Annotated in this window: 11 protein-coding genes and 1 pseudogene; 5 read left to right on the forward strand and 7 right to left on the reverse strand. The window is 41.4% G+C overall.

What is annotated here, in order from left to right; all coding sequences use genetic code 11:
* Positions 1-14: 14 nt before the first annotated feature.
* From P4S61_RS02895 to P4S61_RS02915, 5 genes are read left to right on the forward strand one after another with little or no spacing between them, the layout of a single operon-like run.
* Complete coding sequence (locus P4S61_RS02895; protein WP_145241446.1) at positions 15-1,622, forward strand: ABC transporter substrate-binding protein; 1,608 nt, start codon at positions 15-17, stop codon at positions 1,620-1,622.
* Complete coding sequence (locus tag P4S61_RS02900) at positions 1,622-2,656, forward strand: ABC transporter permease (protein WP_337117740.1); 1,035 nt, start codon at positions 1,622-1,624, stop codon at positions 2,654-2,656. The genes P4S61_RS02895 and P4S61_RS02900 overlap by 1 nt, the downstream gene beginning before the upstream one ends.
* Entirely contained in the window at positions 2,643-3,536 is an 894-nt protein-coding gene (locus P4S61_RS02905) for an ABC transporter permease subunit (RefSeq protein WP_145241450.1), read from the forward strand. The genes P4S61_RS02900 and P4S61_RS02905 overlap by 14 nt, the downstream gene beginning before the upstream one ends.
* Entirely contained in the window at positions 3,537-4,529 is a 993-nt protein-coding gene (locus P4S61_RS02910) for a peptide ABC transporter ATP-binding protein (RefSeq protein WP_145241453.1), read from the forward strand.
* Entirely contained in the window at positions 4,529-5,290 is a 762-nt protein-coding gene (locus P4S61_RS02915) for an ATP-binding cassette domain-containing protein (RefSeq protein WP_145241455.1), read from the forward strand. Before P4S61_RS02910 ends, P4S61_RS02915 begins: the two co-directional genes overlap by 1 nt.
* A 367-nt stretch (positions 5,291-5,657) precedes the next feature.
* Here P4S61_RS02915 and P4S61_RS02920 read toward each other — a convergent pair whose 3' ends face one another.
* The 7 genes and pseudogenes from P4S61_RS02920 to tig all read right to left on the reverse strand — a co-directional run bounded on the left by P4S61_RS02920 (position 5,658) and on the right by tig (position 14,817).
* A complete protein-coding gene (locus P4S61_RS02920; protein WP_145241457.1) occupies positions 5,658-6,059 on the reverse strand; it encodes a hypothetical protein in 402 nt (133 codons plus the stop codon).
* A gap of 177 nt (positions 6,060-6,236) precedes the next feature.
* Entirely contained in the window at positions 6,237-8,141 is a 1,905-nt protein-coding gene (gene ppiD, locus P4S61_RS02925; protein WP_182732484.1) for a peptidylprolyl isomerase, read from the reverse strand.
* 170 nt (positions 8,142-8,311) lie between these two features.
* A complete protein-coding gene (locus tag P4S61_RS02930) occupies positions 8,312-8,614 on the reverse strand; it encodes an HU family DNA-binding protein (RefSeq protein WP_337118874.1) in 303 nt (100 codons plus the stop codon).
* 185 nt (positions 8,615-8,799) lie between these two features.
* Positions 8,800-11,161 (reverse strand): annotated as a pseudogene (gene lon / locus P4S61_RS02935) (endopeptidase La).
* Positions 11,162-11,311: 150 nt separating this feature from the next.
* Positions 11,312-12,595: an ATP-dependent protease ATP-binding subunit ClpX gene (gene clpX / locus P4S61_RS02940; protein WP_145241464.1), complete on the reverse strand. Its 1,284-nt coding sequence runs from the start codon at positions 12,593-12,595 to the stop codon at positions 11,312-11,314.
* A gap of 135 nt (positions 12,596-12,730) precedes the next feature.
* Positions 12,731-13,348 (reverse strand): ATP-dependent Clp endopeptidase proteolytic subunit ClpP, encoded by a 618-nt coding sequence (clpP, locus tag P4S61_RS02945; protein ID WP_145241466.1) that lies wholly within the window; start codon positions 13,346-13,348, stop codon positions 12,731-12,733.
* Positions 13,349-13,512: 164 nt separating this feature from the next.
* On the reverse strand, positions 13,513-14,817 hold the full coding sequence (gene tig, locus P4S61_RS02950; RefSeq protein WP_145241468.1) for a trigger factor: 1,305 nt from the start codon (positions 14,815-14,817) through the stop codon (positions 13,513-13,515).
* Between the last annotated feature and the right edge of the window lie 29 nt (positions 14,818-14,846).

Raw genomic sequence — 14,846 nt, forward strand, 5'->3', positions numbered from 1 at the left:
CAGAGGCTAAACGAGTGTATAAATTATTACTTGGTATCTTAACGGTATGCCTAACGGGTTGCTTAGATACCAAAGAAAAAACACTAGAAGAAAAGAATCAGGGCTTAGTTTATTGCGCTGAGGCTAACCCTGTGTCGTTCAATCCCCAAGTGACGACCACAGGTTCGACGATCGATATTATTGCAAATCAATTGTATGACCGTTTGATCAGTATCGATCCCGTGACCGCTGAATTTAAAAGTGAACTGGCCACTGACTGGAAAATAAGTAAAGACGGCAAGTCAGTTACCTTTACCTTGCGCAAAGGAGTGAAGTTTCATACTACTGCATACTTTACCCCAAGCAGAGAGTTTAACGCTGATGATGTAATCTTTACCTTTAGCCGTTTATTCGATGTGTATAATCCTTATCACTTTGTTGGGGATGCCAATTACCCTTATTTTCAAAGTGTCGGCATTGACCAGCTAATTCGGCAAATTGTTCGCGTGTCCGACTACCAAGTGCGCTTTGAATTATTTAATGCCGAAAGCAGCTTTTTAGCCAATATGGCAACTGATTTTGCAGTGGTTTTGTCTCGCGAATATGCCATGCAATTAAAACAGCGCGACCAAGTTAATCTTTTTGATCAATACCCTGTTGGTACTGGCCCCTATGTTTATAAAGAGTATCGTCGCGATCACTTAGTACGTTATTATCGTAATCCTGACTATTGGAAACACCATGTAGTGCTGGAGCAGTTGGTTTACGACATCACCCCAAATGGCACCACCCGAATTGCAAAAATGCTCACTAAAGAGTGCGATGTAACCGCACACCCAAGTAGCGCACAGTTAAGTATTTTAGCCCAACGCGACGACATTAACGTACAAAAAGAAACCAATCTTAATGTAGGTTATTGGGCGTTTAATACCGAGCGCCCACCATTTGACGATTTAAGAGTACGTCAAGCACTGGCCCATGCCATTGACGTTGAAAAAATCATGCAAGCAGTTTATTACGGCAACGGTATTCGTGCGCAATCGTTATTACCGCCAACATCATGGGCATATCAACCACAAGCTAAACTACCCGGATTTAACCCTGATCTAGCTAAAAAACTGCTGATTGAGGCTGGCCTTCCTAATGGCTTTGATATGACCATTTGGGCTATGCCAGTGAGCCGAATTTATAATCCTAACGCACGTAAAATGGCCGAGCTAATGCAAAGCGATTTACGAAAAATTGGTGTAAACGTCAGTATCGTTGAGTATGAGTGGAACACCTTTATTCAACGAATAGGTGAACACCGCCATGACAGCGTGTTATTAGGTTGGGCTGCAGATACACCGGATCCAGATAACTTTTTTAGCCCGCTACTCAGTTGCACCGCGGCATTTAGTGGTAAAAACCCTGCGAATTGGTGTGATCCTGAGTTTGACTTACTCTTGACACAAGCGCTTGATACCACCGATTTAGCCAAACGAAAAGCCTATTATCAACAAGCACAAGCGATGATAGTGCGTGAACTACCTTTATTACCACTTGCCCACGGTATGCGTTTTCAAGCAAGTAGTGCCGATGTAGAAGGTATTCCACTTGGCCCATTTGGCGCAATTTCCTTAGCCAACGCGAGGAAAAAATAATGGTGTTAAATTATATTTTACGCCGTTTAGGCTTACTGTTATTTATGATGTTTACCTTGAGTGTATTTACATTTTCACTCAGTTATTTATTTCCTGGCGATCCGCTTAGTAATTTAAGTGGTATCAGTAATACCAGTTTTTCACAAACCAGTGAACTACAAGAAAAATATCACTTTAACGATAATTATTTAATGCAATATTTTGCTTTTATTGCGCGTATTGTGCAAGGCGACTGGGGCGTGTCGTTCGCTTCGGGCGACAGCGTATTTACTCATATTATCGAGCTATTCCCAGCCACGTTAGAGCTGAGTATTTATGCGTTAATTATTTCTGTTGTGGTTGGCGTTCCGGCAGGTATCTTGGCGGCGGCCTATCATCGGCGCTGGCCAGATAAACTGATTAACTCCACAACGTTAGTGGGCTACTCAATGCCGGTATTTTGGTTAGCTTTGCTGCTGATCATGGTGTTCTCATTACAACTAGGTTGGTTCCCGATGTCAGGGCGAATGGGCTTACTGTACGAGATCCCCTCCCAAACTGGCTTTATTTTGATTGATATTGTATTAGCAGACTTTCCTTATTCTGGTCTGGCTATGCTTGATGCTCTGCATCATTTAACCCTGCCGACCATTGTTCTGGCAATGTACCCAACCACTGTATTAGTGCGCTTTACACGAGAGTCAATGTTGCATGTGCTTGAGCAAAGTTTTATTAAAACTGCCCGAGCCAAAGGCTTAAACCGTGCCCAATTAATTATGCATCATGCCTTACGTAATGCCTTATTACCGGTTATAAAACAAATTGGTTTGCAGTTTAGTACCTTGATCACTCTGGCGATGATCACCGAGGTGATTTTTTCATGGCCCGGTGTTGGCCGTTGGTTAATTGATAGTATTTATCAACGAGACTACCCTGCTATTCAAGGTGGCTTATTAGCGGTATCGATGTTTGTAATTCTGGCGACTATTATTGCAGAATTAACCTATACCTTGTTCGACCCGCTGTCACGGAATCAAGCGCATGGCAAAGTTTAATTTATTTTCAGAAGAGTCAAACAAATCGCCATTAGCGCGATTTTGGCGCAAATTTAAATCCAATCATCCTGCCTTAGTGGGGTTATGGATTTTTATCGCCTTTGCTATTTTAGCTGCGGCTGCACCACTGATTGCACCATATGGGGTAAACCAGCAACACAGTGATGCGTTACTTATTCCTCCATCGTGGCATGAAATGGGCGATGTACGTTTTATACTCGGTACTGACGACTTAGGTCGCGATGTACTCTCACGGCTTATGAATGGCGCAACTTATACCTTTGGCTTATCAGTCATTGCTGCGCTGATCACCACCATCATAGGTGTGTTAGTAGGCACATTTGCCGGCATTAGCCGAGGTATTCGCTCAAGCTTTTTAAATCATCTACTTGATATAACCTTATCAATACCGTCTTTATTATTAGCGATTATTATTATTGCGATATTAGGCCCAGGCCTGATGAATACCGTGTGGGCAATTATTTTAGCGCTATTACCGCAATTTATTCACTCGGTGCGCAACCTCATCGTCACTGAGCTTAATAAAGATTACATTACTGCATTTAAACTTGATGGCGCATCGAACTGGCATATTCTCTCCAGAGGGATTTTTCCAAATATTTATGAGCATATTGTGGTTATTTTTACTATGGCATTATCAACCGCTATTTTAGATATTTCCGCTTTGGGCTTTTTAAAACTAGGGGCACAACCACCAACCACAGAGTGGGGTGCAATTTTAGCTGAAAATCTGGGTTTAATTTATTTAGCACCTTGGACCGTTGGCTTGCCTGGGGTATTACTCTTTTTAGCGGTGCTGTCGACCAACTTAGTGGGCGACGGACTACGCCAAGTGCTCAAAGCACGTAAGGCTGACTAAATGCAATTACTTGATATACGAAATCTGACCATAGAGCTGCGCACCTCTGATACCGTTATTCGCGCCGTAGATAGAGTGAACTTGAGCCTCAAAGAAGGTGAAGTACATGCATTAGTGGGCGAATCTGGCTCAGGTAAAAGCTTAATTGCTAAAGCCATTGTGGGTGTATTAAATAAACGCTGGCACATCACCGCCGACCGTATGCATTGGCGCGGTGTGGATCTAATGCGCTTATCAAGCGAACAACGGCGTAAAATTGTAGGCAGTGACATCGCAATGATTTATCAAGATCCTAGTCGTTGTCTTGATCCTACCGCAAAAATATTTGAGCAAATAGCCGAAACGCTCCCAGAAATAACAGGCTCCGGGTTTTTCTTAAAGCGAAACCGTGAACGTAAGGACCGAGTAAAAGCGCTGATCCACAAAGTGGGCATTAAAGATCACGAAAAAGTACTATCGAGCTATCCTCACGAGCTCTCAGAAGGCGTTTGTCAAAAGGTCATGATTGCTATGGCCATTGCTCGTACACCTAAGTTACTGATTGCCGATGAGCCAACTACAGCTCTTGAAAGTACCACACGAGCACAGGTATTCCGGTTATTAAAAAGTTTAAATCAACTTAAAAACATGTCAATTTTAATGATCTCCCATGAACTTGAAGAAATCATTAATTGGTCTCATTGCATGCATGTACTTTACTGCGGGCAAATGGTTGAAGCAGGTCCAACCCAGCGTATTTTTGCCCAGCCTCGCCACCCTTATACACAAGCATTATTAAAAAGCTTACCGGATTATGAGCAAGGGCTTGCCCATAAAGAACCTTTTTATGCACTAAAAGGGACAATCCCAACCTTACAGCATTTACCTATAGGCTGTCGCCTTGGTCCTCGCTGTCCGCAGGCACAAAAAGCTTGTGTGGTAACACCGCCTTTAACTAAACAACATGGTCATAGTTATGCGTGTCATTTCCCTCTCATTAAGGTGATGAAATAATGCAACCTCTGTTAAAAGTGCAAGCCTTGTCAAAGAGCTTTAACCTGCGTGCAGGGTTATTTTCACGTAAGCGTTTTGAGGTATTAAAAAACATCTCGTTTTGTTTAGAGCAAGGTGAAACACTGGCTATTATTGGCGAAACTGGCTCAGGTAAAAGTACCCTAGCAAAATTACTCGCTGGAGCAGACAGCGCAGATGCTGGGCAAATCCTACTCGATGGCAACATCATCGAAAACAAAGGCGTTCGCGATCAGCAATGCCGCCATATTAGAATGATTTTTCAAGACTCCGAAGCCTCGCTAAACCCAGGTTTAACGATCGGCGATATGCTCGACGATTGCCTGCAATATAATACTTCTTTGGATAAAGTAACTCGCGCTGAAAAAATCACCGCAACACTGTCTAAAGTAGGTTTATTAAACGACCATCAGTATTACTACCCACATATGTTTAGTGGCGGCCAGCTGCAACGTGTCGCTCTAGCACGTGCATTAATACTCGACCCTAAGGTTGTAGTACTTGATGAAGCATTATCATCTCTGGACCCTTCTGTACGCGCACAAACCGTCAACCTGCTACTCAAGCTTCAACAGGACACGGGTCTCAGTTATATCTTGATCACTCACCACTTAAGTTTAGTACGCCACATCAGCGATCAACTTGTAGTACTCGATCACGGTGAAATTGTTGAATACGGTAGAACAGAGGATGTATTCCAAAAGCCACAATCAAAAGTCACTCAGAAGTTGCTAAGTTGCTGAAGGTAGAACTTTAAGCGGTAAGTTTTAGCGAAAAGAATTGTATAGGTGCTAGATTCTAGGAAAAGCCAGAGTAGCTCGGCATTAAATTTATCGCGTTGGTTGGCTTGATAGCAACGAAACCCAAACTGCTAAAAGCGAACATATAACAAGTCACTTTAATGCCCGTTCATGGCACAAAAATGTCTAATCTCTAACTCTTTTGTGAGTATTTAATATCTTCTTCTAAGCGTAACGTTTCTTAACCTCTTTGTGAATAATTAAAACAACCGACAATGCAAAGTTTTGATATATAGCAATAAAATATTTTTATGCCGTTACTCAATGGTATAAGCGCGAGATGTCCCGCGCAGAAACAGAAATATCCCCGTTAAGCCGGTTGAATTAATGATTCAACAATTTTTAACGCTTTAATTTCATTTTCATCGGTAATACCATCAGCTTCAATGACTTGTTTAAGCAGCTCTAATACAAACTCCCTCATGGATTGATCGACAATATGTGTCATTCGATGCTGAATAAATGACTCGATGTCACCACTTTGCACTGCCAAAACACATTTGCTTGTCATATCAATTATATAGTTATCAAGAGCAATGACAGAATTCCACTCAATTTTATGTGCCCAGGTTTCGACGACTCTCAACTCTTCTTGTGCAATAGAGCCATCAACAGCGACAAATAATAACGCAAGGTCTAACAGTGATTCTTTTTGTAACTGTTCAACACAGATACCCATATCAAAGTTATTTAATAACTGCTCGAATTTCATGATGTTCCCTTAATAATATAGAGGTAATGCTATTGAGCTTATACTAAGTCTGCTAAAAAGTAATCAAAATAGGTTCGGTAGATTGGGGGGGAATTTATTTATACTTGAACTCAGATATCTGCCTGTTAAAAAATAAAAAAAGGCGCCAATGGCGCCTTTTCATTATTTAATTAAGCATTACTCTGTGGCGGCTTGCGCTTTAGGTAAGTTTAATTCTGCATTTGCTTTTAAAGCTTCAATGAATACCATGTAGTTTTTGTTAACTTGGGCCATAGTAATATTTTGCTTAAGCTGTGCGTCAATTTCGCCTTCAACAGTAGCGTTAGTCACTGTTTTAAGTGCTACGATTGCCGCATCACCGTTGTTTAGGTCAACTTTTTCAACTACTGGTGTGTCAGTTGGGTGTGCCATTTTAAAGGCATGTTGAACGATTGCAGGCGAAACAGTGTAAGCTTGACGGGTTAGTGCCGCTTCTTGACGAAGTTCTAAGCTTTGCTCAGTTACTAGGTCATTTAAGCTCTTGCCAGCTTCAATCTCAGCATACAGCGTTGTTGCTTTTTCTTTCGCAAGCTCTGATGCTTTTTCACTAACTAAACGTGCTTTAATTTGCTCTGATACATCAGCAAGTGCTTTTGTTGCAGCTGGTACATGCTCTTTAACACGCACTAACACAACATGCTCATCGCCCACTTCGATAACCTCAGAGTTCATTTTATCTTCAAGCACATCTGGTGAGAAGATTGCAGCTAATACCGCTGGTGTATTAAGCGGCGCAGGTAGAGAATTACGGTCAACTAATGCTGTTGTTTGTACTTCAACACCGGCAACTTCTGCAGCATCAACTAAGGTATCTGAAATTTCAAATGCAATAGCGCCCATTTCTGTTTGCTTTTCATAGAATGCATTTACTTTTTCAGTACGCTCAAGCTCAGCACGTAAATCAGCTTTAACAGTGTCATACGCTTTTACTTGTTGGCTCTGAATATCAGTTAACTGAATAATATGGTAACCAAACTCAGATTGTACAACGTCTGAAAAATCCCCTTTGTTTGCCAATGCGAATGCCGCATCTTCAAAAGCAGGATCCATCATGTCACGTTCGATCCAATCTAAATCACCGCCCATTTCAGCACTAACGATATCATCAGATGATGATTCTGCTAACGCTGCAAAGTCACCGCCTTGTTGTAATTGTGCTAACAAGTCTTCTGCTTTGGCTTTTGCTGCATCATCGTCTTCACTGTTATCAATTAAGATATGCGACACACGGCGTTTTTCAGGTTCGGCGTATTGTGCTTTGTTTTGATCATAATATGCTTTAACGTCAGCTTCGCTAACATGAGTTTCAAGTGTTAGGTTAGCTGCATTTAAATCAATGTAGTTTACTGATACTTGCTCAGGCGCTAAAAACTGCGACATATTTAGGTCATAGTAATCGGCAATTTCTTGCTCTGTTACCGTCACGTTTTGCTGTAAAGACTCTTTGCTGATCACGACATAGTCAATACTACGCGTTTGCTGTTGTAGCGCAACGGCATTAGCCAATTCGCTATTTAGAGCGAAATCGGTGCCTGCAACCGCTGAAATTAGCTGGCTTCGGGTCATTTCTTCACGTAAATATTCACGAAATGCGTCAGGTTGGAAGTTCATTTGACGGATAACTTGTAAGTAACGATCGTTGTTAAATTGCCCACCAATTTGGAAGTATGGCAATTCTAAAATCGCTTTACGAACACTGTCGTCACTAACACGTAAACCAAGTTCGGCCGCTAGTTGAGTTTGCAATTCTTGTTGTACTAGACGGTCAACGACGCCTTGACGAATTTGTGCCATGTAATTTGGATCAGCAGCAATTTGTGCAAAGTATTCGCCAAATTGTTGCTCTAAACGTGCACGTTCATTTTGGAACGCACGGCTAAACTCGGTTTGGCTAATTTTAACTCCATTTACTTCAGCTACGGGCTGCTCTGTGGTTTGACCTAAGTAACCACCGATCCCTGCTAAGGCAAAAGATAAAATCACCGCGCCTAAAATAATTTTAGCTACCGGTCCTTGTGAACCTTCTCTGATTTTCTCAAGCATTTATTTATCTCTATTCTATTCGAGGCAGAAATCGCCTTGCTTATGTAAAAAAAGCGTATCTTACCAGATACGCTTTTTTACTTGAAGCAGTTGGCGAGAAAGAACGTTAATTAAGCTGTAAAAGCGATTAACTTCTTACACTACCAAACTAACTCACTAAAGAGCAGTGATTAGCTGTTACATGCATCTTTAAGCGCTTTACCTGCTTTAAAAGCTGGGATAGTCGTTGCAGCGATTTGAATTGTTTCGCCAGTTTGTGGGTTACGGCCTGAACGTGCAGCACGTTCACGTACTGAGAAAGTACCGAAACCAACCAATGCTACTGAATCGCCATCTTTAAGAGCGCCAGAAACAGCCTCGATGAATGAATCAAGTGCACGACCCGCAGCCGCTTTAGAAATGTCAGCATCAGCTGCGATTTGATCGATTAATTGAGATTTATTCACAATATCATCCTCTTTCATTGTTATTATCAAGAGCGATTGTTTTTTAAACTAACATCACTATTTTGAAAATTTTAGAGCAAACTTTTTCATGCTCATACGATTGTAATTTTTCTTCAGCCTAGGCCACATAAGGCCTCGGCTTGAAAACCAGTGCTTAACTTATCATACCATCTAGATTTGAAAAGCCCTTTAAAGCACTTTTTTTCGCTTTTTTACTGGTTTTTTGATGTTTCGACTGAAAAACTCTCAACTGGGTGTACTAAAGCCAGTTTTAAAACCTCATCAATCCACGTAACTGGGTGAATATCAAGTCCTGCCAATACATTGTCAGGGATCTCTTTTAAGTCGCGTTCGTTAATTTTTGGAATAATGACCGTTTTAATTCCACCGCGATGAGCGGCTAATAGTTTCTCTTTTAAGCCACCAATTGGTAATACTTCACCACGTAAGGTGATTTCACCCGTCATCGCCACATCAGCACGTACCGTAGTTACCTGTAAGACTTGATACCAAACCTGTTACCATCGCGGCGCCAGCACTTGGTCCATCTTTTGGAGTTGCCCCCTCAGGTACGTGAACGTGAATATCACGTTTTTCGTAAAAATCACTGTTAATACGAAATGCATCAGCGCGATTACGTACAACTGTCATAGCTGCTTGAATCGACTCTTGCATTACATCGCCTAGTGACCCGGTGTAGCTTAGTTTACCTTTGCCTGGTACTGCGGCACATTCGATGGTCAGCAAATCACCGCCCACTTCAGTCCACGCTAAACCTGTAACTTGGCCAATGCGATCGCCGTCTTCAGCTTTACCATAATCATAGCGCTGCACACCTAAGAAATCTTCAAGGTTGTCAGCATTAATAGTGACTGTTTTAGTGCCTTTTTCAAGCAAGATATTCTTCACCGCTTTACGGCATAACTTAGATATTTCGCGTTCTAAGTTACGTACGCCCGCTTCACGGGTGTAATAACGAATAATGCCGATGATTGCACTGTCTTCGATGATTAATTCGCCATCTTTTAAGCCATTGCGCTTAACTTGTTTAACAATTAAATGCTCTTTGGCAATATTCAGCTTTTCATCTTCGGTATAACCCGATAACCGGATCACTTCCATCCGATCCAATAACGGACCAGGAATGTTAAAGCTGTTTGATGTAGCAACAAACATTACGTCAGATAAGTCATAATCGACTTCTAAGTAATGATCCGCAAAATGGCTATTTTGCTCAGGATCAAGTACTTCTAGTAGTGCCGATGCAGGATCGCCACGCATATCAGATGACATTTTATCGATTTCATCTAACAAGAATAATGGATTTTTAACGCCCACTTTACTCATGTTTTGAATCAACTTACCTGGCATTGAACCTATGTAAGTACGACGGTGACCACGAATTTCTGCTTCATCACGAACACCACCTAGTGCCATACGAATATACTTACGCCCTGTCGAGCGAGCAATCGATTGACCTAATGACGTTTTACCAACACCTGGTGGACCCACAAGGCACAAAATTGGTCCTTTGAGTTTATTGGTACGCTGTTGCACGGCGAGATATTCAATGATGCGTTCTTTGACTTTATCAAGACCGTGATGGTCGCTGTCTAAAATCTTTTGTGCGCCCGCTAAGTCTTTTTTCACTTTCGAACGTTTTTTCCATGGCACATTAATTAATGTGTCTATGTATGAACGCACAACCGTGGCTTCTGCCGACATCGGCGACATCATTTTAAGCTTAGCAAGTTCAGAGTTCGCTTTTTCTTGCGCGTCATTGCTCATACCTGATTCTTCAATGCGCTTTTTCAGTGCTTCGAATTCATCTGGTACGTCGTCAAGCTCGCCTAATTCTTTTTGAATGGCTTTCATTTGCTCATTGAGGTAATACTCACGTTGCGACTTTTCCATCTGCTTTTTAACGCGGGTACGAATTTTTTTCTCAACTTGCAGTAAATCAATTTCACCTTCCATCAACGCCATTAAATATTCAAGACGTTCTGTAACATTGGTGATTTCGAGTACTTTTTGCTTTTCAGGCACTTTCAGCGGCATGTGCGCTGCCATAGTATCGGCAAGGCGCGGCGCTTCATCAATGCCACTGACCGAGGTTAACACCTCTGGTGGTATTTTTTTATTTAGCTTTACATAGCCTTCAAACTGACTGATGGCACTGCGAATAAATACATCTTGCTCTTGCTCATCGATTTCTTCTGAACCAATAAACTGCGCATTAGCAACAAAAAAGTCTTCATTATCAATAAAGCTTTCTAGTTTTGCTCGCTGTGTGCCTTCAACCAGTACTTTGACTGTGCCATCAGGTAGTTTAAGCAATTGTAATACCGTGGCTATGGTACCAACACGGTAAATATCATCTTGCTCAGGCTCATCCACGGTCGCGTCTTTTTGCGCAACAAGGAAAATTTGTTTGTCTTTATCCATTGCCGCTTCAAGGCATTTTATTGATTTTTCACGGCCTACAAAAAGCGGGATCACCATGTGCGGATATACCACGACATCGCGCAGTGCTAGCACCGGGATTTCGACTCGATCTGTTCTCTCAAGCGTCATTATTTTTCTCTTCGCTCTTCATTTATTTTAAAGATTACTCAAGTATATGGGGATAACCTAAGTAAAGTTCAACAATTTAACGCAACTGGATTAAATAAATTATAAAAAAAGGAGCACTAGGCTCCTTTTTATTATCAAAATGAGTAAATTTTACTCAGACGCTGCTTTATCTTGGCTAGCGCTTTGATAAATCAAAATAGGATCTGATTCACCTTTGATCACGGTTTCGTCAATCACGACTTTACTGACGTTTTCCATTGAAGGAAGTTCGTACATAGTATCGAGTAACACCGCTTCAACGATTGAACGAAGACCACGGGCACCTGTTTTACGCTCCATCGCTTTATGAGCGATAGCACGCAGTGCATCATCACGGAATTCAAGTTCAACGTCTTCCATACCAAATAATGCGCCGTACTGTTTCGTTAAGGCGTTTTTAGGCTCATTTAATATTTGCACTAAAGCCGACTCATCGAGTTCAGTTAACGTTGCCACAACAGGTAAACGACCGATGAATTCTGGGATCAAACCATATTTTACTAAATCTTCTGGCTCAACATCTTTAAATGTTTCACTTAAAGAACGGCTCGCCGCAGATTCTTTTACGTTAACCCCAAAACCGATACCGGTATTTTTATGGCTACGCTGCTCGATCACTTTATCAAGACCAGAGAATGCGCCACCACAGATGAATAAGATTTTAGAGGTGTCTACCTGTAAAAACTCTTGCTGTGGGTGTTTACGTCCGCCTTGTGGTGGCACAGATGCCACAGTACCTTCAATTAGTTTAAGCAGTGCTTGTTGCACGCCCTCACCAGATACATCACGAGTGATCGACGGGTTATCAGATTTACGTGAAATTTTGTCAATCTCATCAATATAAACAATACCACGTTGCGCTTTTTCTACATCGTAATCACATTTTTGTAGCAACTTTTGAATGATGTTTTCAACATCTTCGCCCACATAACCAGCTTCAGTTAGTGTGGTTGCATCGGCCATTGTAAACGGCACATCTAATAAACGCGCTAACGTTTCAGCTAATAATGTTTTACCACTGCCGGTTGGGCCAATAAGTAAGATATTACTTTTGCCTAACTCAATATCCGTTTTACCGGTTTGATTACGCAAACGTTTGTAGTGATTGTAAACCGCTACTGACAGTACTTTTTTGGCGTGATCTTGACCAATAACATAATCATCTAAATGATTACGAATTTCTTTTGGTGCAGGCAGTTTATCAGAGGTATTGTGCTTTGGCGCAATGTCTTTGATCTCTTCCCTGATAATGTCGTTGCATAGCTCAACACATTCATCACAAATGTATACTGAAGGGCCAGCAATTAACTTACGAACTTCATGCTGGCTTTTGCCACAAAAAGAGCAGTATAACAATTTATTACTTTTGTCGCCGTCTGTAGGAGTGTCAGACATTCAGCTACCTCATCTTATTCGTTGGCTGCCAAACTACTTAGCAGCTATTTTAATACGCTTAACTATACCAAAAAATATTGGTTTTCACAGTGTAAACAGCTCAAGCTAGCACCGTTAGTTACCAGCTTGTATTTGTTACTTGCTGTCGCGACTAGTAAATACCGCATCAACTAAACCATAATCAACAGCTTGGCTGGCGCTCATGAAGTTATCACGGTCTGTATCTTTTGAAATCACATCTAATGGTTGGCCGGTATGCTCTGCCATTAAACGGTTTAGTTTATCTTTAATAGACAAAATTTCTTTGGCGTGTATTTCAAAATCAGATGCTTGACCTTGGAAACCGCCTAATGGTTGGTGGATCATCACGCGTGAATTAGGTAAACAATAACGTTTACCTTTTGCACCAGCAGTCAATAAAAATGCCCCCATGCTCGCCGCTTGGCCAACACAAATAGTGCTTACATCTGGTTTAATGAAATTCATAGTGTCATAAATCGCCATACCCGCAGTCACTGAACCGCCTGGCGAATTAATATATAAAAAGATATCTTTTTCTGGGTTTTCTGATTCTAAAAATAGCATTTGCGCTAAGATCAGATTAGCCATGTTGTCTTCAACTTGACCTGTTAAAAAAATGATTCGCTCTTTTAATAGTCTCGAATAAATATCATACGAGCGCTCGCCTTTCGCTGTTTGTTCAACAACCATAGGTACTAATGCATTGAGTGGATCTGTAATACCAGTGTTCATATTTATCTAATTCCTTATGCGCTTATACTTATCCTTATTATAAGGAAGCATAGTTATTTTTTGGCGAAATTGAAGGCCACAAACTAAAATGGCTCGGGCACACTGCATAATACAGAGTAACACGAGCCATTTAATCGTTAGCGAGGGCTTAAGTCAATGACTTATTAAGCACCTTGCTGTGGATTCATGATGTCATCAAATGCTTTTTCAACGTCAGTCACATTTGCTTTAGCTAAAATAGCTTCAACAGCTTGCTCTTCCATTGCTACATTACGCATTTGTTGCATAAGTTGATCATTTGCTTTGTAGTATTCTACAACTTCAGTTGGATCTTCGTATGCAGAAGCCACTGTTGCAATTAATGCTTCAACTTTTGAATCATCAACTTTGATCTCGTTCGCTTTAATTACTTCACCTAATAATAGGCCAGTCTTAACGCGTGTTACTGCTTGTTCATGGAACAATTCTGCTGGAAGCTCAGGCATGTTTTTAGCGTCGCCACCAAAACGTTGTGCAGCTTGTTGACGTAGTGCATCAATTTCTTGATCTACTAGGGCTTTAGGCACTTCGATTTCGTTGTTAGCTAAAAGACCTTTAATTGCTTGGTCTTTCACGTTAGCTTTAACCGCTTGGTCAAGTTCACGTGTCATGTTCTTTTTAACTTCTTCTTTAAGAGCGTCAACACCGCCTTCAGTTACACCAAACTTAGTTGCGAATTCTTCGCTAAGTTCAGGTAGCTCTTGCGCTTCAACTTTCTTCACTGTGATAGTGAATTGAGCTGCTTTGCCTTTAAGATTTTCAGCATGGTAATCTTCAGGGAAAGTTACGTCAGAAACAACTTCCTCGCCTGCTTTTTTACCTACGATGTTATCTTCAAAACCTGGGATCATACGACCTTGACCAAGTTCTAATGGGAAGTCTTCAGCTTTTCCGCCTTCAAATACTTCACCGTCGATAGTACCTACGAAATCAACCGTTACACGGTCTTTTTCGCCAGCAGCCACATCAACTTCAGCCCATGATGCATGTTGCTTACGAAGTGTTTCTAGCATGTTTGCTAAATCTTCATCAGTAACTGATACAGCTGGTTTTTCTACAGTAATTTTATCTAAACCTTGAACTTCAACTTCAGGGTAAACTTCAAATGTTGCTGAGAACTCTAAATCTTTACCCGCTTCAAGTGCTTTAGGAGCAAATGTTGGTGCGCCAGCTGGGTTAATTTTTTCAGAAACGATTGCTTCGATGTAATTACGTTGCATTAATTCACCAGCAACTTCCTGACGAACTGCGCCACCGTAACGTTTGTTGATTACAGACGTTGGTACTTTACCAGGACGGAAACCATCAATACGCTGGGTTTTAGACAGTTGTTGTAAGCGTTTTTTTACTTCGGTCTCAACGTTCTCTGCAGGAACGGTGATGGTCAGACGGCGCTCAAGGCCTTGAGTCGTCTCAACAGAAACTTGCATGATATACCTCAATCTTCAATTTTGGCGAC

Origin of the sequence: Pseudoalteromonas sp. B160 (genome assembly GCF_037162485.1) — a bacterium.
GTDB lineage: Bacteria > Pseudomonadota > Gammaproteobacteria > Enterobacterales > Alteromonadaceae > Pseudoalteromonas > Pseudoalteromonas rhizosphaerae.